The 24677-nt window shown below is 47.5% G+C and carries 30 protein-coding genes; 7 read left to right on the top strand and 23 right to left on the bottom strand.

Features of this window, described 5'->3' with window-relative positions; translation table 11 throughout:
• Positions 1-107: 107 nt before the first annotated feature.
• From AK95_RS10340 to AK95_RS10285, 12 genes are all read right to left on the bottom strand, one after another.
• The gene (locus AK95_RS10340; RefSeq protein ID WP_071219890.1) at positions 108-584 is read right to left on the bottom strand and encodes a GNAT family N-acetyltransferase; all 477 of its coding nucleotides are present in this window, start codon (positions 582-584) and stop codon (positions 108-110) included.
• Between the two features lie 161 nt (positions 585-745).
• On the bottom strand, positions 746-931 hold the full coding sequence (locus AK95_RS10335) for a hypothetical protein (RefSeq protein ID WP_235613080.1): 186 nt from the start codon (positions 929-931) through the stop codon (positions 746-748).
• Positions 932-1034: 103 nt separating this feature from the next.
• The gene (locus AK95_RS10330) at positions 1035-1721 is read right to left on the bottom strand and encodes a class I SAM-dependent methyltransferase (RefSeq protein ID WP_071219888.1); all 687 of its coding nucleotides are present in this window, start codon (positions 1719-1721) and stop codon (positions 1035-1037) included.
• A gap of 33 nt (positions 1722-1754) precedes the next feature.
• On the bottom strand, positions 1755-2267 hold the full coding sequence (locus AK95_RS10325; protein WP_071219887.1) for a hypothetical protein: 513 nt from the start codon (positions 2265-2267) through the stop codon (positions 1755-1757).
• Between the two features lie 17 nt (positions 2268-2284).
• The gene (locus AK95_RS10320; RefSeq protein ID WP_071219886.1) at positions 2285-3166 is read right to left on the bottom strand and encodes an alpha/beta fold hydrolase; all 882 of its coding nucleotides are present in this window, start codon (positions 3164-3166) and stop codon (positions 2285-2287) included.
• Positions 3167-3210: 44 nt separating this feature from the next.
• Entirely contained in the window at positions 3211-3891 is a 681-nt protein-coding gene (locus AK95_RS10315) for an HAD family hydrolase (protein WP_071219885.1), read from the bottom strand.
• A gap of 40 nt (positions 3892-3931) precedes the next feature.
• The gene (locus AK95_RS10310) at positions 3932-4519 is read right to left on the bottom strand and encodes a hypothetical protein (protein WP_071219884.1); all 588 of its coding nucleotides are present in this window, start codon (positions 4517-4519) and stop codon (positions 3932-3934) included.
• 61 nt (positions 4520-4580) lie between these two features.
• Positions 4581-5048, bottom strand: a complete 468-nt coding sequence (locus AK95_RS10305; RefSeq protein ID WP_071219883.1) for an NUDIX domain-containing protein — start codon at positions 5046-5048, stop codon at positions 4581-4583.
• Between the two features lie 136 nt (positions 5049-5184).
• Positions 5185-5724, bottom strand: coding sequence for a YfiT family bacillithiol transferase (locus tag AK95_RS10300; protein ID WP_235613079.1), 540 nt, complete (start codon positions 5722-5724; stop codon positions 5185-5187).
• Positions 5725-5807: 83 nt separating this feature from the next.
• Entirely contained in the window at positions 5808-6296 is a 489-nt protein-coding gene (locus tag AK95_RS10295; protein WP_071220464.1) for an NUDIX hydrolase, read from the bottom strand.
• 148 nt (positions 6297-6444) lie between these two features.
• Positions 6445-7737: a LamG-like jellyroll fold domain-containing protein gene (locus AK95_RS10290; protein ID WP_235613078.1), complete on the bottom strand. Its 1293-nt coding sequence runs from the start codon at positions 7735-7737 to the stop codon at positions 6445-6447.
• Between the two features lie 146 nt (positions 7738-7883).
• Positions 7884-8243 carry a hypothetical protein gene (locus AK95_RS10285; protein WP_071219881.1) on the bottom strand — a complete coding sequence of 120 codons (360 nt, stop codon included), beginning with the start codon at positions 8241-8243 and terminating at the stop codon, positions 7884-7886.
• A gap of 221 nt (positions 8244-8464) precedes the next feature.
• Here AK95_RS10285 and AK95_RS10280 point away from each other — a divergent pair, with 221 nt between their 5' ends.
• Positions 8465-9949, top strand: coding sequence for an endonuclease/exonuclease/phosphatase family protein (locus AK95_RS10280; protein WP_071219880.1), 1485 nt, complete (start codon positions 8465-8467; stop codon positions 9947-9949).
• A 51-nt stretch (positions 9950-10000) separates the two neighbouring features.
• On the opposite strand, the gene AK95_RS10275 is transcribed toward AK95_RS10280, so the two are convergent.
• Both AK95_RS10275 and AK95_RS10270 read right to left on the bottom strand, forming a co-directional pair.
• A complete protein-coding gene (locus AK95_RS10275; RefSeq protein WP_071219879.1) occupies positions 10001-10474 on the bottom strand; it encodes a DinB family protein in 474 nt (157 codons plus the stop codon).
• Positions 10475-10514: 40 nt separating this feature from the next.
• Positions 10515-11192 (bottom strand): class I SAM-dependent methyltransferase, encoded by a 678-nt coding sequence (locus AK95_RS10270; protein ID WP_071219878.1) that lies wholly within the window; start codon positions 11190-11192, stop codon positions 10515-10517.
• Between the two features lie 361 nt (positions 11193-11553).
• Between AK95_RS10270 and AK95_RS10265 the strand changes: the two genes are divergently transcribed.
• Positions 11554-12762 (top strand): S-layer homology domain-containing protein, encoded by a 1209-nt coding sequence (locus AK95_RS10265; RefSeq protein ID WP_071219877.1) that lies wholly within the window; start codon positions 11554-11556, stop codon positions 12760-12762.
• A 73-nt stretch (positions 12763-12835) separates the two neighbouring features.
• On the opposite strand, the gene AK95_RS10260 is transcribed toward AK95_RS10265, so the two are convergent.
• The 9 genes from AK95_RS10260 to AK95_RS10215 all read right to left on the bottom strand — a co-directional run bounded on the left by AK95_RS10260 (position 12836) and on the right by AK95_RS10215 (position 20371).
• Positions 12836-13294: an NUDIX domain-containing protein gene (locus AK95_RS10260; protein WP_071219876.1), complete on the bottom strand. Its 459-nt coding sequence runs from the start codon at positions 13292-13294 to the stop codon at positions 12836-12838.
• Between the two features lie 39 nt (positions 13295-13333).
• The gene (locus tag AK95_RS10255) at positions 13334-13777 is read right to left on the bottom strand and encodes a GNAT family N-acetyltransferase (protein ID WP_071220462.1); all 444 of its coding nucleotides are present in this window, start codon (positions 13775-13777) and stop codon (positions 13334-13336) included.
• A gap of 68 nt (positions 13778-13845) precedes the next feature.
• A complete protein-coding gene (locus AK95_RS10250; RefSeq protein WP_071219875.1) occupies positions 13846-14271 on the bottom strand; it encodes a GNAT family N-acetyltransferase in 426 nt (141 codons plus the stop codon).
• Positions 14272-14445: 174 nt separating this feature from the next.
• On the bottom strand, positions 14446-14820 hold the full coding sequence (locus tag AK95_RS10245; RefSeq protein ID WP_481855848.1) for a nuclear transport factor 2 family protein: 375 nt from the start codon (positions 14818-14820) through the stop codon (positions 14446-14448).
• A gap of 554 nt (positions 14821-15374) precedes the next feature.
• Positions 15375-15797, bottom strand: a complete 423-nt coding sequence (locus AK95_RS10235) for a SpoIIAA family protein (RefSeq protein WP_074961826.1) — start codon at positions 15795-15797, stop codon at positions 15375-15377.
• A gap of 198 nt (positions 15798-15995) precedes the next feature.
• On the bottom strand, positions 15996-16685 hold the full coding sequence (locus AK95_RS10230) for a stalk domain-containing protein (protein ID WP_071219871.1): 690 nt from the start codon (positions 16683-16685) through the stop codon (positions 15996-15998).
• A gap of 69 nt (positions 16686-16754) precedes the next feature.
• Positions 16755-17963: a hypothetical protein gene (locus tag AK95_RS10225; protein WP_071219870.1), complete on the bottom strand. Its 1209-nt coding sequence runs from the start codon at positions 17961-17963 to the stop codon at positions 16755-16757.
• 180 nt (positions 17964-18143) lie between these two features.
• Positions 18144-19679 carry a sensor histidine kinase gene (locus AK95_RS10220; RefSeq protein ID WP_071219869.1) on the bottom strand — a complete coding sequence of 512 codons (1536 nt, stop codon included), beginning with the start codon at positions 19677-19679 and terminating at the stop codon, positions 18144-18146.
• Positions 19676-20371, bottom strand: a complete 696-nt coding sequence (locus AK95_RS10215) for a response regulator transcription factor (RefSeq protein WP_071219868.1) — start codon at positions 20369-20371, stop codon at positions 19676-19678. The genes AK95_RS10220 and AK95_RS10215 overlap by 4 nt, the downstream gene beginning before the upstream one ends.
• Before the next feature lie 175 nt (positions 20372-20546).
• Between AK95_RS10215 and AK95_RS10210 the strand changes: the two genes are divergently transcribed.
• Genes AK95_RS10210 through AK95_RS10190 form a run of 5 tightly spaced genes read left to right on the top strand, consistent with a single transcriptional unit; the run spans position 20547 to position 24673 of the window.
• Entirely contained in the window at positions 20547-21491 is a 945-nt protein-coding gene (locus tag AK95_RS10210; protein ID WP_071219867.1) for an ABC transporter ATP-binding protein, read from the top strand.
• Between the two features lies 1 nt (position 21492).
• Positions 21493-22227: an ABC transporter gene (locus AK95_RS10205; RefSeq protein WP_071219866.1), complete on the top strand. Its 735-nt coding sequence runs from the start codon at positions 21493-21495 to the stop codon at positions 22225-22227.
• Positions 22224-22910: an ABC transporter permease gene (locus tag AK95_RS10200; RefSeq protein ID WP_071219865.1), complete on the top strand. Its 687-nt coding sequence runs from the start codon at positions 22224-22226 to the stop codon at positions 22908-22910. The genes AK95_RS10205 and AK95_RS10200 overlap by 4 nt, the downstream gene beginning before the upstream one ends.
• A 51-nt stretch (positions 22911-22961) precedes the next feature.
• Positions 22962-24068, top strand: coding sequence for a sensor histidine kinase (locus AK95_RS10195; RefSeq protein WP_071219864.1), 1107 nt, complete (start codon positions 22962-22964; stop codon positions 24066-24068).
• Complete coding sequence (locus AK95_RS10190) at positions 24065-24673, top strand: response regulator transcription factor (RefSeq protein ID WP_071219863.1); 609 nt, start codon at positions 24065-24067, stop codon at positions 24671-24673. The genes AK95_RS10195 and AK95_RS10190 overlap by 4 nt, the downstream gene beginning before the upstream one ends.
• The last annotated feature ends 4 nt before the right edge of the window (positions 24674-24677 follow it).

The raw sequence follows: 24677 nt of genomic DNA, 5'->3' as shown, positions 1-24677 counted from the left end.
TTGCAGCCGGTTTATCTTAATGTCTACTTTGGATCAACTGACGCTTATCGTTTCGGGTCAAGAACGCAATGAACTTCCCTCGAATAATTTTGATGCTGCAAGATACCTTAATTAAAGGTCATCCATGCCGTACTTCCTAGAATCTCGAAATTCTGCTTGAACCAGAAATTCCGTGATTTTTCCAGGGTATAGACATACATTTTTTTGTTAGGATACTTTGCTTTGAGCCAGTTCACGAAGGAAGCCGCATACCCTTTGTTTTCGAATTCTTTGAGTACATCCAAGGCTTGGATAAAGATAAAATCCTTCTTGTTCTTGACATCAATATAGAAGTCCTTCTCCAAATACCGCTCATCGGCGCTAAAATAATCTTGTTCGGCCTTCTGGATGAGCTGCTTCCCGTTATCGTATTCCCACACGACTCCGTACCCCACCATCTCATCTTCCACCTCAATGATATAGATTTCTTCCGGTAATTCCGCTAGGTCCATCGTGCTCAGTTCCCCTGCATGATAAGCCGATGTAATTTCACTTAAACATCGCTGCATTTCTTGATCAAATGACTTTGTAATCATCGTTGGCATTCTCTATTCTCCTTATGATCCATTAGCAAACATCTTCAAATCAAAAAAGCAGGGCTAATATACGTTCCCTGCTTCTCCAGTAGAATGTGTCTGGGTTATTGTCCTTCGCAATTCTACCACAGATTCAGCGGTACGTAACCGTTCAACCCATGATAGCTAATTCATTGAAAGATCACGTCAACCACCTTGGTCAATACCACGCACTCTATGACAAAGATCCCTAAACAACAAAAATAGAATACGGTCAGCTTCAGCTCTCCAAATTGATCCTTCCAAAAACGTCTGCGGAACAAGGAGATGATATCCGGCGTCAACGAATACTTTACCGACTGCTTCAGATCATCCACATCATCGAAAATCCTTCTGAAAATCCACTTGTATATCGAAATGTTAAGAATAAACAAGACCACATACATTAGAAATTCCACGAGGCCACATCACCGTCCTAACCTAAACATGCTTCCACCAGATCCCCGCGCATTCCGGCACGGTTGACCATTGGTTCGCCTGAATCTTGTCCGTCAGCTCTTCTCCGAAAAAGAATCCCGTGTGATGCAGCGCTTCTTCAACTGTTTCAAAAACATAATCCGTTCGAATCCACTGATGGTTAAATCGATATTGATGCTCCAACTGTTCGTAATAACCCGTTAAGAAATCGGGAGGATTCGGTGTCTCCGTTCCGGTTCCCATCGTTTCCAGAATCACAATCGTCCCGCCTGGTCTCAATACTCGCTGCAGCTCTGTCATGACAAGTTCAAGATTCTCACGCCAATCGTCATGACTCAAATCGGCCAGATAACTAATGCTCCAGCCCGATACGATCAGATCCACACTCGATGAATCAATCGGCAGGCTGCGATGATCAGCGACTACGGTCGTCCAATTACGAGAATTATAGGCTTCAGACAATTTATCATCCAAAATATCCAGCATCGGCTGCGCTATGTCAGTACATATCAAAGATCTGACGTCTCCAGCTAGCAGCATAGATAATCGTCCTGAGCCTGCCCCCAAATCAAGTACATCCAGCCCCTCGTATGGTTTTTTTTCATAAATAACTCCCGCTAAGTCAGGCTGCTTGCTAATCATGGCCTCATAAGCTTCGGCCTGCTTATCGTAAATCCCGTTTGTTGACATACCATGCTCCTCCTATCCACCTAGATTACTGATTTAATTCTCCGCAGAGGTTCCTTGACTTCTGTTTATGAATCCTTCAATCAACTTGTACAAAAAGCACAGTAAAAGCGAAAAGGCCATCATCATGAAGTACGTGTTTACATTAAAGAATTGATTATTCATATGTATCGATAAAATACCGGACGTAATGGATTCGATATGAGCCCAATCGACTTTACCATATTCTGATTCGAATGCCTCCGCTTGAATTTGTCTATAGATTTCGAGTCTTCGGAGCTGATATACGTAACCCGCTATGATATAGCCAGCCAGGGTAAAGATCAACAAACTTAACGAGATGAGTGACATCTTCAAACCTTTGAAGACACGAATCCATTGATTCACCAAAACAAGAAAAAGTATGCTCAGAGGGATGAACAGCAGAATGGCAGGATTGCCATTCCCCGAACTCGTGCCGAGTTTAGGTGTCATCGCATTCCCGAATAGAACCACCAGCAGACAGAGAAGCGCACTTATAAACAGCCAGATGAATCGTTTTAAATTCAATGTTCATCCCCCTCCCCTCAAGCTTCCTTGCAAAAGCCTATTATCTCTTCATGAACAAGGTCCGGCATCTCGTGATTGATCGCATGGCCCGCGCCCGGAACGAGGCGGTACCGCATCCCATTCGCCTCCAGTCTGGCAACCGCCTTCGGATAATAACTAAGCAGATCCTGCTCACCTATAACGAACAATGTCTTGCTGCGTATAGTCTGAATGTCGGCAGACGAATGGATTGTGATAGTGTGTTTCATCATGGAGCGATTGTTAAAGTGCTTCAGCAAGTAGAACCAGTGCTGCATAAGGTCGGTATGGTTCTCGAATGCATCTGCATTCGTACCGCACAGCTTGCGAAGCAGTTTACGCACACTCCGTTCTGAAGGAAACAATGCTTCCGGTAGAAAAGCCCGCATCATTTTGCTCATCAGCTCAGATTGACTTCCGGCAATGCCGCCAGCCAAGCATACAATTTTTCTTACCCGATCCGGTCTGACAATGGCGTAATGGTAGGCCAGATAAGCTCCATAGGATACGCCGGCAATATAGGTTGCGTCAACATTCATCGCCTCAAGGATCTCGTCCAGCCATTTTGCCTGATTAAAGTCATGTGCATACCGGTCATTCGGCTCGCTTTTTCCCGAACCTCCGATATTATCCACGGCGATGATATGGAAATTCCGGGATAACTCCGCCACATTATATATCCACATCATGGCGACGTTATCGCCCGTTCCATGCAATAACAGCAGCGGGGGAAGATCCGATGAACCTGCCGTTATTACGTGTGTCATCCCGTACGAGGTGGATATATGGTGCTGCTCGTAAGGTACCGTCCATCCTGCCATCAGGCGGTCATAGGATTCATAGACGAGCTTTTGTCCATTATCGCTTTTAAATCGCTTCATTAACTGCACCTCCAAGACACTGGACTTTACCTTTTTGCTAGCCCTCAATCGTGTTCGGCATACATATGAATCAATTCTTCCAGCTTGTGTATCGTCCGATATGGCTTTATTTCTTCAGAGTAGTTCCAATTTCCATCTCGCGTAAACCATATGGGTTTGATTCCGCATTGTGCTGCTCCGATGATATCGTTATGCGGGTGGTCGCCGACGAACCACGTCTCTGATGGCCGTACGTTTAACAAATCTAAAGCCTTCCTATAGATCCTGGGATCCGGTTTTTTGACGCCAGCCTCTTCGGAAATCACGATGGAATCGAAGTACTCGCGTATACCCAATTGACGGATCTTCCCCTCTTGAACTTGGGCGGTTCCATTCGAAATGATGCCAAGCCTCAGCCCCTTAGACTTCAAATGACGAAGTACAGGAAACAGCTGATCCATCGGCTGGATACAAAGCGGGATAGCTTCCCTGAAAAATGTCAGGTATTCATCGACCGTAGGCGGATTCTCCCACGGAAGATGCTCGACCAGCATCTTATACACTTCACGCTTATCCCGGTAGCCGTTCTGATCGGCTTCCTTAAATCGCTTGGCTATCCTAAACTGAGCATCTTCATCGGAGTCCGGGAAATACCTGGCAATCAATCGCTCAATAAACGAGTCAATCGCCGACCTTCTGTCCGTTAGTGTCTCATCCAAATCAAAGATTATCGCTTTTAACGTCATAGGGGACCTGCTTTCTATTGTCTTGTCCAGGGAAGGGAAATCATCTGTATTTCCTATCCGGTAAGATCTCATAGCTTTTGACATAGCCACGATCATCAAAGTATATAAAGAGACCCTCACTCTTGTAATCGGCCCTTCGCAGTGCTCCAAGATCATACACGGCTTTATCGTCAGCGGCATTCCATTTGGCATTGTCGTTTGCACCCAGACGGTCCAACACTTCCCCCTGAGTTAAACCGATCAAATCATGTTTCTGTAAAAAATCGTCCACCATCATCGATCTTTGTTCGGGATAACCAACCCAACGGTTGTAATCGAAGTAGTGTTGTGATTGGTTGTAACTTAGGGCGTAGATTGAAAAAGATAGAAGAAGTACCCCGATAATGCCAGTCGACCAATAATGCATGGAATGTAACTTGCTCCTCGATGCTTTGAATATCAGGTACAGAATGAACAGCAGCAACAGCACAGGCAAAGAAACCAGAACGACCGATACGAAAGACAACACAACATGATAGTGGTAAATCAACCGGATGATTACTCCGGCGTAAATCACAACGTATATGCCTACGATTAAACCAAGAACGGCAGCATGCGGATTCCATCTTGTTTCCATTCTCTCCGACACAGACGCCACCTCCCAGGAAGTTCATGCGTACGTTTTAGATTTCAATCTGTTATGCTTTCTATCAGAAATGAGCCCGCTCTCCATTCGCTTTGAAGAAAATATGCTCCGGATATTTTAAAGCCGTGGGTGGCAGCTGATCCTCCGGAAAGAACACGAGTTCAGCAAACTCGTTATTCTCACGATCCAACTTACCCGAAATGATGCGGCAATCAAACACAATCGTGAGGTACTCCACTTGATGTCCGTTGCTGTACGTATATCGGCGTTCTTTTCCGCCATATACCCCAATGATTCGTTCAGGTACGACATCTAGCCCAGTTTCTTCCTTCGCTTCGCGAACCATCGCCTCTGCCGGGGATTCTCCCAGCTCGATGGCACCGGCCACAAGTCCCCATACATCTTCGTGATGCTTTCTTCCAAATAAAACAAAATCCTGATCATTACGGATAATGCCCGCAACGGACGGCATGAATATTAGCTGGTCTCCGATCTTTTCTCTTAGATCCTTATAGTAATCTGACATTCCCATGATTTGATAGCTCCTTTGGATTTCTAATAAAATAATAGCCGCCCCAATGGCCGCGCGGACTTCTCATGAGGACCTCTTGATTCTGATTGAACACAATGCCTCCATAAGCATACTTGGATCTCCAGCTCAATTGGGCTCACTCCTTATGTAACTTCGCGTTTTCACGGTTCAATATGGATGTTATCTGCGCGATATGATGCTGGTTGTGCCACACAAATCGCTGCAACGCGATATCCAGTGTAATGCTGCCGAGCAGTTGAGTTCTCATGGTTCTTTTGAAATCCTCGGGCCGTAAGTCCTTAAGCAGTATAAGAAAACGAAAATGAAGTGTTTCCAGAAGCGTAAGCGAGTTCTCAATGGGAACCTCCGTGTAATCACTCAGTTCAGCCCATAAATCCTCTCGGTACGAGTTTGCCATCGGCTCATCCTCGGTCAATGCACGTTTAAATCGCAAGTATGCGTTCATGTCGTTATCAGCCAGATGGTGCACGATTTGCTGAATACTCCAGCCCTCTTCACGATAAGGCATATGCAGCTGGGAAAGGGGGCATTTCATTATGATTTGCCGGAGCGTTGGTACGATTGAAGGTATCTGTTGTATAAACCTCTGCCTCTCCTCCAATGTCGGCTCCACCTTTGGCTCAAAGGAACCCAGGGGAAAACGGATGCTGGCCACTTCCTTACCTCCTTGATACATCATCGTATCTTCCCATACGAAAGAACTGTGTTCCACAGCAAAAAATAATACGAAATAATCCGCTAAGCATTATGAATATGCGATGACCTCGAAGTTAGAAGCAAAGACGGATGAAACAATTCAAGCGAGTGGTGGACGCCATTCCTGAGATTCTCAACGATCTGTCTCATGACTTCGACATCCCTGATCTTCATGCTGTGATCAGCTAAGATGTCAGGCAGTGTGACCCACCGGGCATCCTTAATCTCGCCTGCTCCCAAATGTAGCGAGCCTCCCACCACTTTTCCGGTAAAATGGAACATGATCACAGGGTGATTCAAACTGCTTATGAATGGATACACGCCTGTGGTTCCTGTCAAATGGACATCATATCCCGTCTCTTCCTTCACTTCTCTTATAGCCGCCTCATGCATAGCTTCCCCAGGCTCGATGCGCCCTCCCGGGAAGTTCCAGGTATCCCGCACCGAAGGTTTATTTTCTTGAATGATAAGCACTTGATCCCCTTGAACAAGGGTCACGCTAACCACGAGCACAATTCCATTTTCCGTCATATCCTCATTCCTCTGCACTTGATCATAAATAAACAAAACCCACCTTTGGTGTTAACCATGAGGAGGGTTCTTGGATGAAATATCAACTACTTAACATCATTCTACCGTTAACGGGCATAACGCGCAATCGCACGACGTTATTACAACTTCAACTCAAATGACTCCCCTTCTCGCGCATAATGATCCAAGCTTGTCCATAAGGATCCATAAAATCCAGAAACCATGCGAAGCCTTCGTCCCGAATTTGCTCAATTCTCGCACCAGCGGCAGATAAATAAGAGCTCAGTTCTACGATATCCCGATTGGTTTTGAATATAAATGAGGCCTCATGTCCAGACTCCAGCTCCCTTGCTTTCACGCATTCCAATATCATATTCGGGCTGTTGTACAACGTTAAGATAAAGAAGCTTTCTTCCTGCATCAATATGTTGAATCCTAAATTTCGGGTATACCAGTCAGCCGCTGAGTCAATGGTATCTTTTGTAAATATCATACGGATGTCGTCCAATCCCTCAAGAACCGGAATGGGCTCCTCCGCAGACTCCACATGCGGCATTGGGGCAGGCTTATAACCACTTTCAAGATAGAGGGCTTCGATCTCACGGTCCTGCATGGCACGATTATAGATCCGCAGGTCGTCGATACGCCCTTGGAAAAAGAAATACGGTTCATCGGTTGATTTTCTACCTACATACATCGGTTCTTTATTATAGGGTGTAAAACTGCCTGTACGCTCAGCAACGAGACGGCCATTGACAACCATACGGTAACGGGATTCCTCATAGGTTATAACCACATGATACCAGTGCTCCTTCACGATCTTGGTGTTCATCGATAGATCCGGTTCTCTAAGGAAACCATGGAACGTAATATACTCATCCTTCGTGCTAAGCTGCATCGCCCGGTTCTGGTGATGGCCATCTTGCGAGACAATCGCGCTATTCCATCCACGGAGGATCTTGTGTGCATCATAATAACACCATACGGATACTGAAAAAGCATCATTCACAAGAATGGGCGGTTGATCGATCCGGACATAATGACTTCCGCCATCCAACACTAAAGCCCCGCCCTTTCGGCCAAAGCGGTCTTCGCCATAATTCCCGCCTTCTAGTCGCCCATGATGTCCCTCCCCACTGGTATCTCTCACATTGCCGTCGAACAAATACTCAAGTACGAGTCCTTTTCGTAAATCGATGTTATGGACAGTCCTGCCAAAAAGCTCATCGATCGTGACTCCGAATACATCTGCCAGTATCGGAATCAGTAAAATATCCGGGCAAGATTGTCCATTCTCCCATTTACTTACGGCTTGATAGCTGACGCCGAGTCTGTTAGCCAATAGCTCCTGTGTGATGCCGAGCTGTTTTCGCAGCCTGCCGATATTGTTACCAATCACGCCGTTTGCCTGATTCATCAATCCAGACACCACGCTTTCCATGAGATGCCTCTACTATACACAACAACATCACGAAAAAACATAACGCGGAAGTAGAGTAAGCTAACATGTACTCAACCTCTGGTTGAGTGCATGCTTTGTCCATCTTCACGTTAGTTTAAGGGCCTTAGATCGTAACAATCGCATGATCAATATATCCTTCTTTCCCGCGTAGCCCCCTCAAGCCACGAGATAAGCCCTATTTGGCTAACGTAGATTTCGTTTTGCACCACAATATAAGGAAACGACACCTCCTCGGAGTCACCCTGCGCTCTTAGCGCATTCTCGGATGAGATGATACTTTTCACCTGAGACTCGGTAAGGTTCAAGAATTCGGCCGTTTGTTCAAGGGTCATTAATGGGCTTTCCGTTTGCATCGAATAGGCTTCATCCGTTACAGCTGGCACCGACTTTAAACTCTCAGTCCCCTGAAGTATAAAACTTGCCGTTACGATGGATATCCCGATAATCAAAGAGCAGATCAATGCGCTATAATTCAATGGCTTCAAACCATATCACCTCAATTCCTAAATGGTATTATTCCTGATGCACTCATCCATTTCCTCCACGATTACCCAAAAGGAAAACAAAAACCTAAAATATTGTAAATACGCAGCCAACTAAAAATAAGATATGATATGGGCAAATCAGGAAGGGAGGACAGGATACATCTACTTAACGTCCACTTTAGAAGGAATCAATTCTTGCACATGACAAAGGAGGAACTTTAATGAGAATCCCCAAAATCACCAGCCTGTTCATGATGCTAACATTTCTGACGACGGCGTCGCTCTCCCCTTCCGGCGAGCTGGGAAGTACCGCGGAAGCATCGCCTGGGCCTTTGCGTGTTATGAGCTTCAACCTGCGTTATGCCGCCAATGACAGTCAACCTTGGGAGAAACGCCGCCCCGTCACCAAGAACCTCATCCTGGAGCATAAACCGGACGTCATCGGAACGCAGGAAGGGCTTCACCGGCAAATCCTCGATCTGGAGAATGACCTGCCGGGATATGGTCGGATTGGAGTCGGACGTGAAGGCGGGAGCTTAGGCGAGTATATGGCGATCTTTTATAATACGGAACGACTGAAGCCATTGGAACAGTCTCACTTCTGGCTGTCCGATACGCCGCAGACGATCAGCTCCGCCAGCTGGGGGAACCAGATTCCGCGGATGGCAACCTGGGTTCGCTTCCAGGATCTTCAGAACGGCAAAACCTTTTATATGGTCAACACGCATCTGGATCACCAATCCGAGGTTTCCCGGCAGAAGAGCGCTGAACTCATTGTCGACAAAATGAAGGCTTTTGCCTCGGATATCCCTGTTGTCATAACCGGCGACTTCAATACCCGTCCGGGAAGCGATACGTATTCTATTTTTACAAGCAACGGGATGTCGGATGGACATGTCACCGCCAAGAAACGCACCAACGATGACCTGGGAACCTTTCATAATTACAAGGACCCTACGGGCGGCGGCAGTGGAAACCGGATCGATTGGATTCTGCACAGCCAGGGCTGGAATGTCCTGCACAGCGAGATTATCAACTACAATGAAGTCGGCCAATACCCTAGCGATCATTATCCCGTCATGATGGAAGGTACCCTGCAAAGATCCGATAAAACCACCGAAGAAACGGTACCCAAGCTGCCCTTAACCACCGCACTGCACATCACCGAGGTGGTCGCTAACTCGAACGAGCAGGGGAATTACAATTATGTGGAGATTTACAACCCCTCGGATCGGGAAATCGACCTGGAAGGGTATCAAATCTACTATTATTACGACCCTGCTCTTCCGTTCGACAAATCCAAGTCCAACCGCTGGACCATTACGAAGGATCGCTACAGCACGGACACCCTCATCCGTCCTAATGAAACCAAGGTGATCTGGATCAAGAAACAGCCTTGCTGTTACGACCTAAGCATGGAGCAGTTCCTTGCCAACTATAATGCTGATGGGAAAGGTCTCTCACCGTCTCAACTGCTGGCCGTCTTCACGCCGGGCAACAATCAGGGCCTGAACGGAACCTCCACCAGCGGACGCTCTTTAGGCATTTCAGCGCCATCCGGCACGCATCTTATCGGCGTACAGTTCAATAACGGGCAACTGGATGCCGGGGTTAATGAATCGATCACGTATCGGGAGCCCGAGCCGCTGACGAGCATTATGCAGAAAAAAGAGACCCACCAGGTCCCTTCTCCTGGTCAACCGTAAAATAAAAGTCCCCCTTGATCGCTGGATACCCAGCTAAGGGGGGCTTGCTTATTAGATCGATGTAGCTTTATATTGAACCGCCAAACACTGCTTCGCGATATAAAAAATTTGACCCATATGCTCCGAATAATGCGTGGCGCATTGATGCAGTATGTCGAGATTGCTTCGTTCTTTACCGCGTACCTGTTGAACCTGTTCAAAGTCCTCACTCGACATGGATTTTACCGTATCGATCAGGAACTGAAACCGATTCTTTACAATCTGAATCAGATCATCCCGGCTGACAAAAACCTGCGTCAGCTCTTCCTCGCGGTTTCGCGTGATGTCTTTGTGCAGAATCCCTTTCATGACCCGCTCTTGAATGTTGCCTTCGATGTGCCTGATCAACGTTGAAATGCTCAGACTGGAATGGTTGGGCCGCCAATTGACTTGCTCATCGTTTAACTGCACCAGCACTTTTAAGGTACGGCTGCGGATGTTTTCAAATTTGTCCTCCAGCCACTTCCGGTTGAACTCATGATCCATAACGCAACACTCCTTTTTCGGTATGATAAACGACTTGACGTCACTTCTTCATGGCTTTCCAGATGTATTTGTGTTCACGGACTCCAAGCTGCCCGTCGGTCTGATTCTCCCGTATCTTGGCCTCGAGTTCACCCTTCATTTCCGGCAAGGTGAAATCGGGATTACCCGGCACATCCGACAGAAACAATGCAAATTCGCGGGCATTCGGGAAGTAAGTAATCGCTTCATTATACTCCTCAATCTCGACATTCATGTAGCCATTCTCCGACAATCGCCTTCGAACGGCAGTCACATCATTATGTATGCCGATGACGGTACCGCCTGAAGCTAATATCCTGGGATGTTCGAGGATCGAGGTGGGACCTCTGCGGTCATAGATGAGATCAAACTGAGCGTTTTGAAAGGGCAACTCGGTCTTCGTTGTGGCAAACACAAATTCCACATTACCGATTCCGCTGCTTTCGAGTAAGGATTGGGAGATTCGGATCATCTCCGCGGAGTTGTCAAAACCAATGATGTTCTTAGCATGTCTGGACATCCGGAGCGTGAACTCGCCATGCCCGCAGCCTGCGTCCAGCACCGAATGAAACTGCGGCAGCATCTCCACTAACCGCTCCTCAAACACCTCTTCCGCCGACCTGCCGACGACGGTACACACCGCTCTTCCTTTGTAGCCGCCATTCCTTCGCGCGATCATATCATACCAGTCTATTCCCATACATACCTCCTCCGTCATAGGCTGCATTGCATTCACTATCCAAGATAGCAGAAATCTGTTATTACATGGCCTTGAAAGAAGCCAATAGGCACCAATTTAACCGCTATATATCTAATGACTTAAAATATTACCATTTTGTTCCGTAATGTCAACGGTTACATTAAAAAAATTCCGTCAAAATTACCTTTCATGGTCGATATTCCGATATTCTTCTCCTCATCCGATACGTTCAAACAGAAGTGTGCGCAGGCCAACTCCTTATTGCTATGTATATATTCATAAAAACATTGCTCCTGTCATAATTTGTCGTCTACAATGGAGGAATATTAATCCAATACATAGATACATACAGGAGGATTTCATGTTTCTAAAAAGGTGGCGTCGATTATTATCTTTTACCCTCATTCTATCGTTGTGCATGACATCCATGGCAAGCGCGGCGGAAACCAGTCAAAACAAATATGCCTGGGCCAATGGATCCGTTGATTTCCTGAGATCCCATGGAGTCTTTGAGAATATGGAGTATCGGACAAAAACTTTAGGCAGGATGGTAACCAAGTCCGATCTCACGCTCATGGTTCATCGGCTGTTTACCGATTTACGGGTCGAAAGCGATAAGAACATCAAGATACCCGGGGTCCCAAATGGACATCCCTCCTACCAGATGTTTAAAGATGTATACGGCAGCATACCGTCGGCGCCGAGCGGATTAATTGCGGCCGCCGACAAAATCAATTATCATGACGAAACATTCAAGTTTATACCGGAGAAAGTGTTAACACGCTGGGACTTATTGATTACGCTGAATGCGCTGTTCGATGATATTGGATATTCCTTGGAGTTATCGGATAGTGAGGAGATTGCCAGGCTGCGGGAAATCAAAGATCTTCCCAAAAGGTATTTCAATTCCTACAACCAATACGAAAAATGGAAGTACGCCTATCAACCATTGGCACCTGAAATCGGATTGATGCAAGACAAAAAATGGGGGCCTTCCTTAGCCTCCGATCTCGATTACGTTAAAGCTTATGCGCTGCTCGGTTTTGCCGAGGCCGGCATCATGAAACCTGACGCGAAAGGGTATTTTCGTCCGAATCAAAAGGTAACGTTAGCCGAAACCGCAGTCGTCCTGCATCGCATATACGAATTTTATGAAGACAGCGACTATGTCCGGGAACCATCGGCAGATGATCTCATCCCAAATGGAACAAGAAACTTTATCTATGCGGGAACTCCGTCTGGACACGGAGAAAGTCCGGTTGCTGACTTTGCTTTAGTGAATCCCGATTCCGTACCGGAGTTCTATCTGGCCGTGAAGGCTTCAGAGAAAATCGACTTGCAGATCAACGTGAACGGGGAGCCTTCCTTTTATACTTACGAACAATTAAGCAACCCTAAACAGCCTGTTCGAATAGCTTTGAATGGCGCATCCTATGCGGAGTTCATTCCCATTATCCGAAGCAAGGGTCAGAAAGCCACCGATGACAATAATAACATTAAGGTTATGTATTATTATTCTGATATATTCCAGGACTTTACCCAATTATTGGGGTATGAAGCCGATCTCTAGTTAGGCTACTAAAAGGGAGTGCACAACTGTCACAAACAGTAGGCACTCCCTTTTTATCGTATGCAAGATAGATTCATGTTCTTAAAATGTGTGACTTTCCGCTTTGCAGATCCTCAAATACCGGTCTTTGCACAGTGCTGATATCCTCTAGATCAATCTCATGCATTGCCTTGAATTCCAACTGCAACGACTCGTTGTTCACATCGTGATAAATAAGGATTCTGCCCTGATCTTCTGTCTTCCCTTCCAAATCCACCGTCGCGTTAAAAATAAACATGACAAACACGACCTCATTTCCGTCCGGATAGCGATACTGCATTCTGGGTCCGCTATAAACCCCATAGAGTTCATGATCGTTGACGACCAGCCCCGTCTCTTCGAGTACTTCCCGTCTCATCGTCTCTTCCACGGATTCTCCGGCTTCCATACCGCCACCGGGAAGTCCCCAATTGCCGTAATCCGAGCGTCTCTGAAGCAATATTCGCCCTTGATGATCCCGGATGATGGCGCCGCCAGTCACTACGATTTTCATATCAGCATCATCCTCTCCGCACACTTGTAGGCTGAGGGTTTACAGCATCAGCTTTGCTACGGACTCACCCTCCGACCACGGCATGACGCCGATCTCCTCAAAACCCGCTTTGACATAAAGCTGCCTGGCCTGTTCGTTCTTCGGATCAAAACTTATCATAAGGACATCCGTCCGGTCAGGTTTGTTTCGGATTTCTTCGATTATGTATCGCAAAGCCGCTTTACCGTAACCCTTCCTTTGAAAGTTACCGTCGATCATCAAACGGTAAATCCAGTAGTTCCCGTCATCGGAGTCTAAGCCATACAACGCGAATCCGACCATCGTCTGCTCTTCATAAATGGCCATCGCTTCAAAATGTTCAAGAAATTGATACTGAGCAATCGAATACAGATTGGAGGCGATAAAGCCTTCTTGCTCCTGCTTCGCTTTCAGTTTAATGCATTCGGTCCAATTATCCTTATCGATGGGCTGCAATCTAATCATATCAAGCTCCTTTGGATAGTTGTTGGTTTTATTCATTGACCTTCCTTCATAAACCCGGCTTAATGTTTCTACACCAAATGCTTTATCAAATAATAATGCTGATGCCCTCTTGGGGCATCGTCGATACGTGCAATCTCTTGAAATCCATGCTTTTGATAGAACAGCGGCGCTTGAAAGCTGAACGTATTGAGCTTGATGAAGGTGCATTTCTTTTCTCTGGCTATCCTCTCGATCTCCTGTAACAATCTTGAACCGTAACCCCGGCCCCGGGATCGATCATCCACCCATAGAATATCGACCTCAATCCAATTCCAGCAAAACACGCTATTGATCCCGCCTGCGATTTCACCATTCTTATCCTTTATATGTAAGTTGATCTCCTCGTAATTCTGCTGCAAATCTTCTGCGATATGCTGTGCATTATATTGAATCAGGTTCGTCCGTACCGCAAGCGCTTCTTCCGGACTGCTTCGATCGATGTTGATTTCTGACACTCGCTCACTCCCTTTTTCTCAGTACACTAACCAAATAATACCATGTGGAGGAACCCTATTCCCGGGATTAAACGACTATAGATAAACTCTTCCTGCCTTCCCACCAACGCAAGAGATGGTGTTAATACAGTTTGGAATGATCAACTCAGGTGCACCTGAGTTCCATCTGCTCAATCAACTATGATCCTCTATCACTGCTACTTTATCGTCTCTAAACGCAAATACGGACTTTCCCTTCAGATGAATCTTCTCGCCGGCCTTCATACCGTTGGGGAGATCTTTAGCAAGAATGCCCTCGTAGTCGATCTCAACCTGAGTCTTGTCATCTTCGAACGAATAAGCAATGATCGTCTGACAACGATAGGAGAATAACGACTTGGACTGTTCGGCGATCTCTCGAAATTCCTCGATTCCTTTGGTCTCCACGTCGATCGATCCGCTTGATATGTTTCTGAACTCGATCTCCTCATGCAGAAGAGCAATCATCCCCTCGATATCAAAAGAATTATAGGCTCTCACATACTCATTAATCATGTCCTTCATTTTCATAGAATTCACACCACATCTCCCCTTCCGTCAGTTTGGGTTGTAACCATGATCTTAAAAAACTCCGCCTTTACTGTGCACACTTCATAGCAGATTCTCATTTAATATACTGACTCTACTATAATAAAAGAGGTGATTCAGATGGGTCGTGTCAGTGCTGTTCCAGAGCCGGATTTAGTATTAATCAGCTGGTCAAGAAACCCTCTCGTTGCGGGTTCCCCGCGTAGAATTGTTGCTGCTCGTGTCGTTGGCAATGCTTCTCCTTGCCGAGCTGATTTGACGCCGAATGCATTGCTAAGAACTGCCTTAGCCTGTTTGCTGGATCATGATGTAGGTTTCAAAATCGTATTCCGCCAAAGAACATCCAGCATTAGCGGTTACCTGTTATTGCAGCGTAATTAATGAATTTTAGAAGGAGCGGCGATCATGCTGCTTCTTTTTTTAGCTCCTTTCATAAATATTGTTAGAAGCTTGCAAGCAAGCCAATTTCACCACAACGTAAAGCTGTGAGCATAAGAAAACCAGTTGCTAGAAAGCAACTGGTTCAACATAAATTCCTAACTTGGATAGTTGTTTAACCAATTGAGTGCTTGTTCATAATCATCAAAAAATTTAACGGATTCTTTGGTGTTGGATTGCTGCAGGTAATTCATGATCTCCCCTTCTTCAAGAAGAAACGCAATGGCCTTGCTATGATTCAGGATGGTGTCATTGAAGAACTTTTCTTTCCATACTTTTTGAACGGAGAAGTGGTTTGGGGTATACCCTTTTCTATCTACCAGCAATTTGTATTTCAGTCCCTTTCCAATAAACTGCTGACATGAATTTTCAAAGCCATTAAACCATTCAATAACATCATCCGTGTTTATCTTCCCTATCAGATGAGTAACAATTAAATCTCCAGTAACAACAGTACTGATATCCTTATCATTCAAAGTGGAATCATCTCCCTTAGTTTCTATTATGCGTAAACTTCCTATAAAATCAAAGTAAAACTAAAACTTATTCTTACATATACTGGAAGTTTGGATTGCCCAGGAAATATCAATGCTCGTAACAGCTTTTCGAAATCAAAAAAGCTCACAGGGCATTCCTTTCACCCTGCAAGCTTCCTCGTACTAATCTCTATTCACCTTTTTCATATCTAAGCCATATCTCTATCTCTTTTATCTCTATATTTATTTCAATTGGGCAACACTTACAGCAACCTTCTCCAGCTGTGCTCTACTTAAGGAATGCTCCGGTGAGCTGATTGTCACAAAACGATCATCGATCTGAAAGCCCAGCATGTCCGTATCATCCGGTGTATACCATTTCGCTTTAACCCCATTGGACAATGTAACCGATTTGCTGTCATATCCATGAGAATAGTCTCTTGGGGAGATATATACCGTCATGTGTTTGAATAACATGTTAACGCCATCTTCCGATGCGCCTGTCTTTTGGTACATATCGCCTTTTACCATCTGCGTTGGAGCATACGGCGTTTGAAAACCATCAAATTTGGCAAATGCGCTTTTGATTTCTTTTCGCTCGGCATCACTATATTTTACAGCGGTCAGCTCGGTCGTCTGACCGTTTCCAGGATTACTTCCGATCAGCACCTGGTTATTCTTCGCATCGTACTGCACGGGTACATCCAGCACATCGGCCATCGCTCGAACCGGCAGGTATGTCGTATTCTGATACGTGATCGGAGTCAATGTTTTGCCTGTGTTATATACGACTCCGTCCACTTTGATACCGATGCTGTGATTCAGGTAAGCCGAGATTTTCTCCAGGTTGGCTCCCGCATAGACACCTGCTGCTCCCGTTAACGTTATTCCCAGCACGGCAACCGCCACGATTGATTTTTTCAACTGTTTCATTTCATCCATTCCCCTCGTTGTCTCACCAACCTTCCAAGTCGATGAGTCATAGTATGAAGCTCGATATCTTTATTTAAAATCGATGACATACGTCGCAATCAACGCTTCTTTATCGTCAATCGTAATGCCCAGTCTTTTTCCAGATGGACTCCAAGTCAGCGGGTAGACCGGATGGGCCGCAGGATGCACCGCCGAATAATAGGGCGCCATCCAGCTTACCTTTCCTGAAGCCGTATCAAATACATACACTCCGTTCATCCCGCTTTCATTCTCCGAATATACATCAAAGGCTAGTCTGGCAGAATCCGGCGACCAGGACGGGTAAGAAATCAGATTGCCTTTTCCGATAAGGGATCCTTGCAAGCTGCCGGCTGCGTCATAGATCAGTAAATTGCTGCCGGAATTCCCTTCCGTGTTGGTCGCTGTGGAGACGGCAATGTACTCTCCATCCGGCGAGATGTTGAAGCTCCATACATTTTCAATGAGCTGTACCGGCTTCGATTGTCCGGGTTCAACGACCTTCAGCACCTGGTTTACATCGATATAATAGATCCGGCCTTTACTCGCTCCGAACTGGTTGTAGACTTCAACATCCTCATCCTCAATAGCTATGGTAGTATAAGAGCCGTCCGTCGAAATGAGACGAATATCGCCTTTGCCGCTCATGGAGCCTGCTGCAAGAACATAGGTGTCTGTATCCAGCCACCCTCCAATCTCCATGTAATTGTCGCCCTTAACCGGTATGCTTTTACCTGTACTCAGGTCCTTCAGGAAATTATCAGCCGTATACTTATCCCTCCATTTCTGAATAAAGCTATATTTACCGTCCGGCGAGATTTCTTCTTTGACAAGATGTTCACCTGGATGCGACTCTTCATGATTCGTGAGCTCACGACGCTCACCTGTACTTACGTTCACTGCTTCCGAGGAATAAGCATATTGCGGTTCTTCCGTTTCGGTCGCTTCCTTGATCAGCTTGGTTGTAAGCACCTTGACCTCATTCTCCGACAGCCATGTCTCAATGTTCGACGAGGCGATCCGGTGTGTCTGATTCACAACGACTTCCTGACCGGATGGACCACTCGCTCCTTCTACAACCGTAAGTTTGCGCTCTCCTGATGCCGTCTCTCCAGCATTCGATACAGGGGGCTGGCCGGTTTGATTGTTGCCTGGCTCCACGATCGTCAGCCGATCCTGGGATTGGCAAGCCGTCAGAGCTGCAGCAATAACAACAGCAGACATCAACTTGAACCCATACTTCCCTACTCTGTTTCTCATAACAGGTTCCTCCCAATGGCATATCCCCCAAGGCGCTTCGGCAGCAGCACAGAATGTATCTTGGCATGCCGCCTCTTTCCCTGTTGAACTCAGTATAGAATGCGAATATCTCAATACGATATCGAGCTTGTAACGAACTTGTAAACAAACAGGTAACCTTGAAAAAAGAAAGTCCAGACCTTATTCCAAGTCTGAACTTTCTTCGGTCGAAATAACCTCTGAGGATTGTGGCCGATTCATCGGCAGGGCAATCACAAACGTAGAACCGCCGGGACCCGATTCCGCAAGCTGAACGGAGCCATGCTGTTTCTCTGCCAGATTGCGTACTAGGGATAACCCTAGACCCGTTCCTCCGTGAACCCTGGAACGGTCGCTGCTCACCGTATAAAACGGATCAAAGATCCGTTCTCTGGCATCATCCGGAATTCCGTTTCCGGTATCGCTTACCTTAATGATCATACGATCTTGACCATAAGGATCCTGGTCCACTTCGTTCGAGAGCGTAACGCTCCCTCCGGGCCTGTTATATTTAATGGCGTTATCCAGCAGATTCAGAACCATATGCATCAGATTCTCGGGATCAGCCCATACCTTACCATCTGTTAAGGATGATTGAATCGTTATGTCCGATTGCTCTGCTTTTGCCTCCAGCCGAGCTGCCGCCTCTTGCAGAATCGGCATGAGGTTTACGTGTTCCGCATGGGTTTCGAATTCATAAATATCCATGGACGATAACTGAAGCGCCTTTTCTACCAAGCGGTATAGACGCTGTGCTTCCTTGCTGATCTGTCCTCTGGCTTCCTCAAGCAGGGCGGGATCATCGCGATACATTTCAAGCAGATCCGCATAAGCCAATATGGAGGTCAGCGGCGTTTTCAACTCGTGGCTGATATTCCCGATAAACTGCTTCTGCTGCTGTTCCAGCTCCTGCAGTCTTTCGATGGCATCCAATAGCTTCAGCTTCTCTTCGGTAAGCTGATTCACCGACGAGGAAATTCGCCCGCTCATTTCATATATGCCTTGCGCCAGCTCGCCGAGCTCATCGTTTCGCTTCACCGTCGGCTCGCGAAGATAGACGCCTTCACCGATCCTCTGCGCAGCCTGGTTCAGCCTGCTGATGACATGCACCTGCCGCCAGACATACAGAAAACCGATCAGGAAGCCGGCGGCAAGCACCGCAAGGCCCGTCACGATAAACAAGTTCTGGATCCGATCATAGAAAGCGTGCTGCTCAGCCAGGGAAGCGTGGAATTGAATCGTTCCGATTGGCTCCTCCATATTCCTTAGCGGGGCAAGATAGAGCAGTTGGTCACCCTCGGTTATATAGGCGGAACGCCCTTGCGCCGTATGAGCAAGCGCGTCTTGTACATCCATCTTCGGCTGGAACGGCAGGGAAGTCCCCGTGAAAGTACCATCCAGCTTATACAGCGTCACCGGCATGCCGCTCTGGGTTCCAAGGTCAACGGCTAGCCGTTGACCGACACTTTCCATAAAATCATCCGGCTGCGTTTGAGGATTCGTCAGTAATTCCTGATGAATCCTGAGATTGGCTGCTTCGGCTTCCTGGGCGAAGGATTCCTCCAGTCGCACCCGCTGGTCCTCCCGTATCCCGGCAAGAACCAACGTGCTTAGAACAACTACAACGGCAATCAGCAGCAAAGCGAGAAGCAGTGCGACTTTCCACTTCAAGCCGAAACGCACTTTTCCTTTGTTCATGAGGGAATCTCCGTGCTTTTATATCCGATGCCATACACGGTCTGGATCACTTCATGCTGGTTTCCCAGCTTCTTGCGCAATCGCTGGACGTGAATATCTACCGTACGCGTGCCGCCGGCAAAATCCATATCCCATACCTGTTCTAGCAAGGCCTCTCGCGAATATACCCGCTCCGGATTCCGTGCCAGGAGAGCCATGAGGTCAAACTCCTTCGGCGTCAGTTCAAGGGGCTTGCCCTCGGCGTGAATGGTGCGATTTAACAGGTTAATGGTAAGTCCGGCTATCCGGATCACATGCTGTTCGGGGGCTTGCTTCCCGACTGCCTCGGGAGTACGGCTTCTTCGGGACAATGCCTTTACCCTGGCGATGATCTCCCGCATGTCAAAGGGCTTTGTCATATAATCATCGGCACCAAGCTCCAGCCCGAGCACCTTATCCACAATATCGTCCTTCACCGTCAACAGCAGAATGGCCGGGCGCTGCCGGTCCCCGAGCTTGCGACAGACATCGTACCCGCTAAGCTTCGGCATCATGACGTCCAGCACCATCACGTCGGGATCAAACGATCCCACGCGCTCCAGCGCTTCCTGCCCGTCCCCTGCGGTCTCCACCGTATATCCTTCCCTTCGCAGCGCATAAGCAACTGCGCTTGAGATACTGATCTCATCATCTACAACAAGTACCTTGGTCATCGCAGATACGACTCCTTTACTGGCCGATTACACATTTGCTAATTCCATGATGGTAACGTATCCGGCATCATATTTCAACATGCGGTTCCCTGCCGATTTCATTACAATTGTAACTATGAACGCTTTCTCCCGGTTGCCATAATAAAGCTAAACACTCAAGCTAAGGAGGATTCGGATGACAATCGCTACCATGAACCATATCATTAAACGTTATGGGCATCAGCTTGTCCTGGACCATGTCCATTTAGAAATTAGGCAAGGCGAAATACTCGGTCTTCTTGGTCCGAATGGTGCAGGTAAAACCACATTGATCCATGCGTTATCCGGCTTAATCGGCATCGATTCCGGTAGCATCGAGCTGTTTGGTGAACGGCTAAGCGGCCCGATGCTGGAGGTCAAACGAAAAATTGGACTGGTCACGCAGGATATCACCATTTTTGAGGATTTAACCGCCCAAGAGAATCTCGCCTTTTTTGGCGGAATCTATGGGTTAAGAGGCGCAGAATTGAGAAGGCAAATCACGGAAACGCTCCAATTCGTCGGATTAACGGATCAAGCCCATAAACGTCCTTCCAAATTCTCCGGGGGAATGAAGCGGCGACTGAATATCGCCTGCTCGATCATTCACAGGCCCAGGCTCCTGATCATGGACGAACCCACGGTTGGAATCGACCCCCAATCCAGAAATCACATCCTGGAATCGGTACGCGAACTGCAAAAAAGGGGGACTACTATTCTCTATACCACCCATTACATGGAAGAGGTGCAGTCCCTCGCATCTCGCGTCGTGATTATGGATCAAGGCCACGTCATCGCGCAGGGGACGATTGATGAGTTGGTAAAGAACATCCACCATGAAGAGAAGATTAAACTGGAAGTCGTGGAGTTGACGGAGGATCTGATCAATAACATCAAACAGCTGGATGGAGTCAAGCACGTGGTTTTGAATGGCACGCAAATTCAGATCATATCACGGGCAGGCGCAGGAAATCTGGATCGCATCCTGTCGTTGGCCAAAAGCGCGGGCGGCGTCCTATCCATCCATGCGGAGAAACCTACGCTTGAAGACGTATTCCTTACGCTTACCGGTAAGCAACTACGTGACACGGAGGGAACTTAACATGCTAGTGTTCAGAATGACGTACTTCTCCTTGCTTCGCCTGATACGCGAACCCATCGGGCAGCTTCTTCTGGTGGGCCTGCCACTGGTCGTCATTACCGTGCTGGGTGTCGTAATTGGACCCTATGAAGGCATGAACGGCGTTCCTCCGCTGGACTTGACGGTCGTTACGACCATTATGGGCGTGCAGTTTTTTGGCGGCACGTATTTGATGAGTTATTTGGATATCGATTTACTTAAAACCCGCAAATGGCGAATCTATTCGCTCCCTATTAACGTAGCGGTTTATTCAAGCTCTCTTATTCTTGCCTGCACACTCTTCAGTACCTTGCAAGGATTGGTCTTGGTGCTATTCACAACCTGGGTGTTCGGGATCGCGTGGGGATCGATCGGCTGGGTCTTGCTGGTATTTATTATTTATTCCTTGTTTGCTCAGTCCGTACATCTACTGCTGACATTATCCATCCATAACGTAAAATTGACGGAACGGGTTTCTGAGGTCCTCGGAATCGGCTTCATCATCTTAACCGGATTAATGTTTCCTCTCCCGGATCATCGTTTCTTTGAGTTCATGTCGTCCTATGGGAATCCGGTATCCCTCGGAAAGATGGCCGTCCTGGAGATGCTTGTCGATGGCGGGCAAGGTAAAGCGTACCTAAGCATACTATTGCTGTTAGCCTTAACCGTGATATGCATGATGATCAGCGCATGGCTTGGGAGGAGGAAGCTCGCTTGACGATATTTAACTTCGCGCTCATTCGGAGCGTCCGCAGCTTGCCCAATCTTATCTTGCTGTTAGGCCTTCCGGCAGCCGTCGTTGTCCTCCCGGTGGGCGGTTGGCATGGCTTACCGCTGGGGTATCACTTCTACGGAATCCTGCTGTTATTCTCTGCCTCCAAACTCGTTCATATGATTATGGAGGATCGGAAGAATAAAATTCTGACCCGGATCGGCGTTGCACCTGTGACCCACTTCAAGTATTTATCGCAGAATCTGCTTGCTTTCGCTCTGCTGCTCGTAGGACAAAGTGCCGTGATCACGTGCAGCGCCTGGTTGCTGCATGCCGATGTTTTTGGCAGTCTGATTCAACTCTTCAGCATTTTAAGTATGTTCTCGGTCACCGCGATTAGCTTCTCTCTCGCTTGGTCTTCCATGTTCCGCCAGCCTGAATCTTCTACAGCCGTTATGCTGGGAATCATCTTGATCATGGCGGTGCTCGGAGGAACCTTATTTCCCATTCAGGCTATGCCTGCATCCCTGCAGAAAATCGCCATGTTATCCCCTACCTATTGGTTCCATGAGGGAATCATGCTTGCTAAGAACGGGGGCTTGTTCGCGGAACAGCTCACTCCGCTCGGGATCCTGCTGTTGTTTGCGATCGCTTTTATGCTGATTGGAAGCCGAAGGAAACTGGCTTGAAAAATATGTTACGATATGGGGAAAAGAGAACGTATGCCATGGGAGGTTTTCATGAGAAGCTATACCGATTCGTGGTCCCCGAGCATAGCCGTAGTGATTTGGAGAATACTTGCCCTGCTGCTTATGGCCGCTCTTTGGTTTATGGGAGATGCCGGGACCGAAGGATTCATCCTGGTCTTCGCCTTAGCGATCCTGGCGTTAGCCCGATGGCGGTTTCCCCTTCCATCATGGACAACACTGGTCGACCAGCTCCTATGCATATCCATCATTCCATTCTGGCCGGAGGCCGGCTTCGGACTGGCTCTGCCGCTATTTGAAACCATGCTTGCCGGTACACCGCTATTTTCCCTGCCCATCCTGGCAGTGCTTGTCATCGGCTATGTCGATCCGGACATCCCGCTTCTGCTCATGCTCGTTCAAGCTTCATTTGCGGGATGGATCGTTTTATGTTGGTCCAAACAAACCCATCAGTATCGATTGGAGGCGGATCAGGAGCGTCGCGATCGCTACGAACTGGAAATATTGAAGGGTGAGCTGCTTATGGCCAATGTGCAAACGGCTCAGCTTGCAGAGCTCAGAGAGCGTCATCGAATCTCCCAGAAGCTGCACGATGAGGTCGGCCATGAATTAACAGCCGCGTTGTTAGCTTTCCAAGCTTTTGAAACATTATGGAGGGAGAATGACCCGCAAGCGGAAGATATGTTTGCTCAAGCCCAGATGCGTTTGTCGAGCAGTGCCCTGGAGCTGCGGGAAACGGTCCATAATATGCAGCCTGTCCAAGCGATCGGCATTCGGAGCCTGGAGGAGATCTGCCGTAATTTCAAAGCGATGCCTGTCCAGCTGCAAATTTATGGAGATACATCTCGGATAGCCGCCCATCTGTGGGTCATCCTTAATGCTTGTCTCAAGGAAGCCTTGACCAATGCGGTGCGTCATTCCAAAGCCAAACACGTTGAAGTATCGTTGGACGTCAATGAACATATCGTGCGGTTAAGCGTCCTAAATGACGGCGTTTTGGATTCCTCCTCGCTGCCTGGAACCGGACTCCGCAACCTAAGGCAAAGAGCCCAGGCGGCATGCGGGAGCATCTCCATCAATACATCCGGCGGCTTTCAATTGGTCTGCGTATTACCTATGGGAAAGGGGGGCATTCGATGAACATTCTCATTGTGGATGACGATCCATTGGTATGTCAGAGTCTCCGGCTGCTTCTATCCAGAGAACCGGATATGGAAGTAACGGCCACTGCGAATGACGGCGCTGCAGCCATTCAATGCTGTGAAGAGGTCCTGCCGGACATCGTCCTCATGGATATTCGGATGCCTGGTATGGACGGAATCCAAGCGGCGAGGCAAATCAAGCAAAAATGGCCCCAGGTGCAGATTATGATGCTGACCACATTTCAAGATGAGCATAGTATCCGCCTGGCGCTGCTAGCCGGAGCCGAGGGGTACATGCTGAAATCGACGCAGGTTTCCAGTATGGCACAACAGCTGCGTGCTTTGGCTTCCGGTACTTCCGTTGTGGATGCCAATGTGCTGAAGACCTTGATGCTGCCCGAAAAAGAGAATCGTGCCGACCTTACCCCGCGGGAAAACGATATTCTCGAGCTGGTTGCCTTAGGCTGCTCGAATCGAGAAATTGCCGAGCAATTGTTTATCAGCGAAGGAACCGTGCGCAATACCCTCTCGATCATACTGGATAAATTGGAGCTCCGAGACAGAACCCAGTTGGCTATCTATTATTGGAGACGATCGTTGTAATCCT

It is taken from the genome of Paenibacillus sp. LC231, assembly GCF_001860525.1.
Lineage (GTDB): Bacteria > Bacillota > Bacilli > Paenibacillales > Paenibacillaceae > Paenibacillus_AQ.
Note: the sequence above shows the minus strand (reverse complement) of the source record. Positions and strands in the feature narration are given on the sequence as shown.

Coding starts and splice junctions, on each gene's coding strand:
- AK95_RS10255 (WP_071220462.1), bottom strand. CDS start 13,777: ATGATTAGATTGCAGCCCATCGATAAGGATAATTGGACCGAATGCATT.
- AK95_RS10270 (WP_071219878.1), bottom strand. CDS start 11,192: ATGGGAATAGACTGGTATGATATGATCGCGCGAAGGAATGGCGGCTAC.
- AK95_RS10265 (WP_071219877.1), top strand. CDS start 11,554: ATGTTTCTAAAAAGGTGGCGTCGATTATTATCTTTTACCCTCATTCTA.
- AK95_RS10305 (WP_071219883.1), bottom strand. CDS start 5,048: ATGGGAATGTCAGATTACTATAAGGATCTAAGAGAAAAGATCGGAGAC.
- AK95_RS10280 (WP_071219880.1), top strand. CDS start 8,465: ATGAGAATCCCCAAAATCACCAGCCTGTTCATGATGCTAACATTTCTG.
- AK95_RS10230 (WP_071219871.1), bottom strand. CDS start 16,685: ATGAAACAGTTGAAAAAATCAATCGTGGCGGTTGCCGTGCTGGGAATA.
- AK95_RS10215 (WP_071219868.1), bottom strand. CDS start 20,371: ATGACCAAGGTACTTGTTGTAGATGATGAGATCAGTATCTCAAGCGCA.
- AK95_RS10275 (WP_071219879.1), bottom strand. CDS start 10,474: ATGGATCATGAGTTCAACCGGAAGTGGCTGGAGGACAAATTTGAAAAC.
- AK95_RS10260 (WP_071219876.1), bottom strand. CDS start 13,294: ATGAAAATCGTAGTGACTGGCGGCGCCATCATCCGGGATCATCAAGGG.
- AK95_RS10220 (WP_071219869.1), bottom strand. CDS start 19,679: ATGAACAAAGGAAAAGTGCGTTTCGGCTTGAAGTGGAAAGTCGCACTG.
- AK95_RS10190 (WP_071219863.1), top strand. CDS start 24,065: ATGAACATTCTCATTGTGGATGACGATCCATTGGTATGTCAGAGTCTC.
- AK95_RS10195 (WP_071219864.1), top strand. CDS start 22,962: ATGAGAAGCTATACCGATTCGTGGTCCCCGAGCATAGCCGTAGTGATT.
- AK95_RS10315 (WP_071219885.1), bottom strand. CDS start 3,891: ATGACGTTAAAAGCGATAATCTTTGATTTGGATGAGACACTAACGGAC.
- AK95_RS10210 (WP_071219867.1), top strand. CDS start 20,547: ATGACAATCGCTACCATGAACCATATCATTAAACGTTATGGGCATCAG.
- AK95_RS10330 (WP_071219888.1), bottom strand. CDS start 1,721: ATGTCAACAAACGGGATTTACGATAAGCAGGCCGAAGCTTATGAGGCC.
- AK95_RS10245 (WP_481855848.1), bottom strand. CDS start 14,820: ATGAAAATGAAGGACATGATTAATGAGTATGTGAGAGCCTATAATTCT.
- AK95_RS10225 (WP_071219870.1), bottom strand. CDS start 17,963: ATGAGAAACAGAGTAGGGAAGTATGGGTTCAAGTTGATGTCTGCTGTT.
- AK95_RS10290 (WP_235613078.1), bottom strand. CDS start 7,737: ATGGAAAGCGTGGTGTCTGGATTGATGAATCAGGCAAACGGCGTGATT.
- AK95_RS10295 (WP_071220464.1), bottom strand. CDS start 6,296: ATGACGGAAAATGGAATTGTGCTCGTGGTTAGCGTGACCCTTGTTCAA.
- AK95_RS10320 (WP_071219886.1), bottom strand. CDS start 3,166: ATGAAGCGATTTAAAAGCGATAATGGACAAAAGCTCGTCTATGAATCC.
- AK95_RS10340 (WP_071219890.1), bottom strand. CDS start 584: ATGCCAACGATGATTACAAAGTCATTTGATCAAGAAATGCAGCGATGT.
- AK95_RS10205 (WP_071219866.1), top strand. CDS start 21,493: ATGCTAGTGTTCAGAATGACGTACTTCTCCTTGCTTCGCCTGATACGC.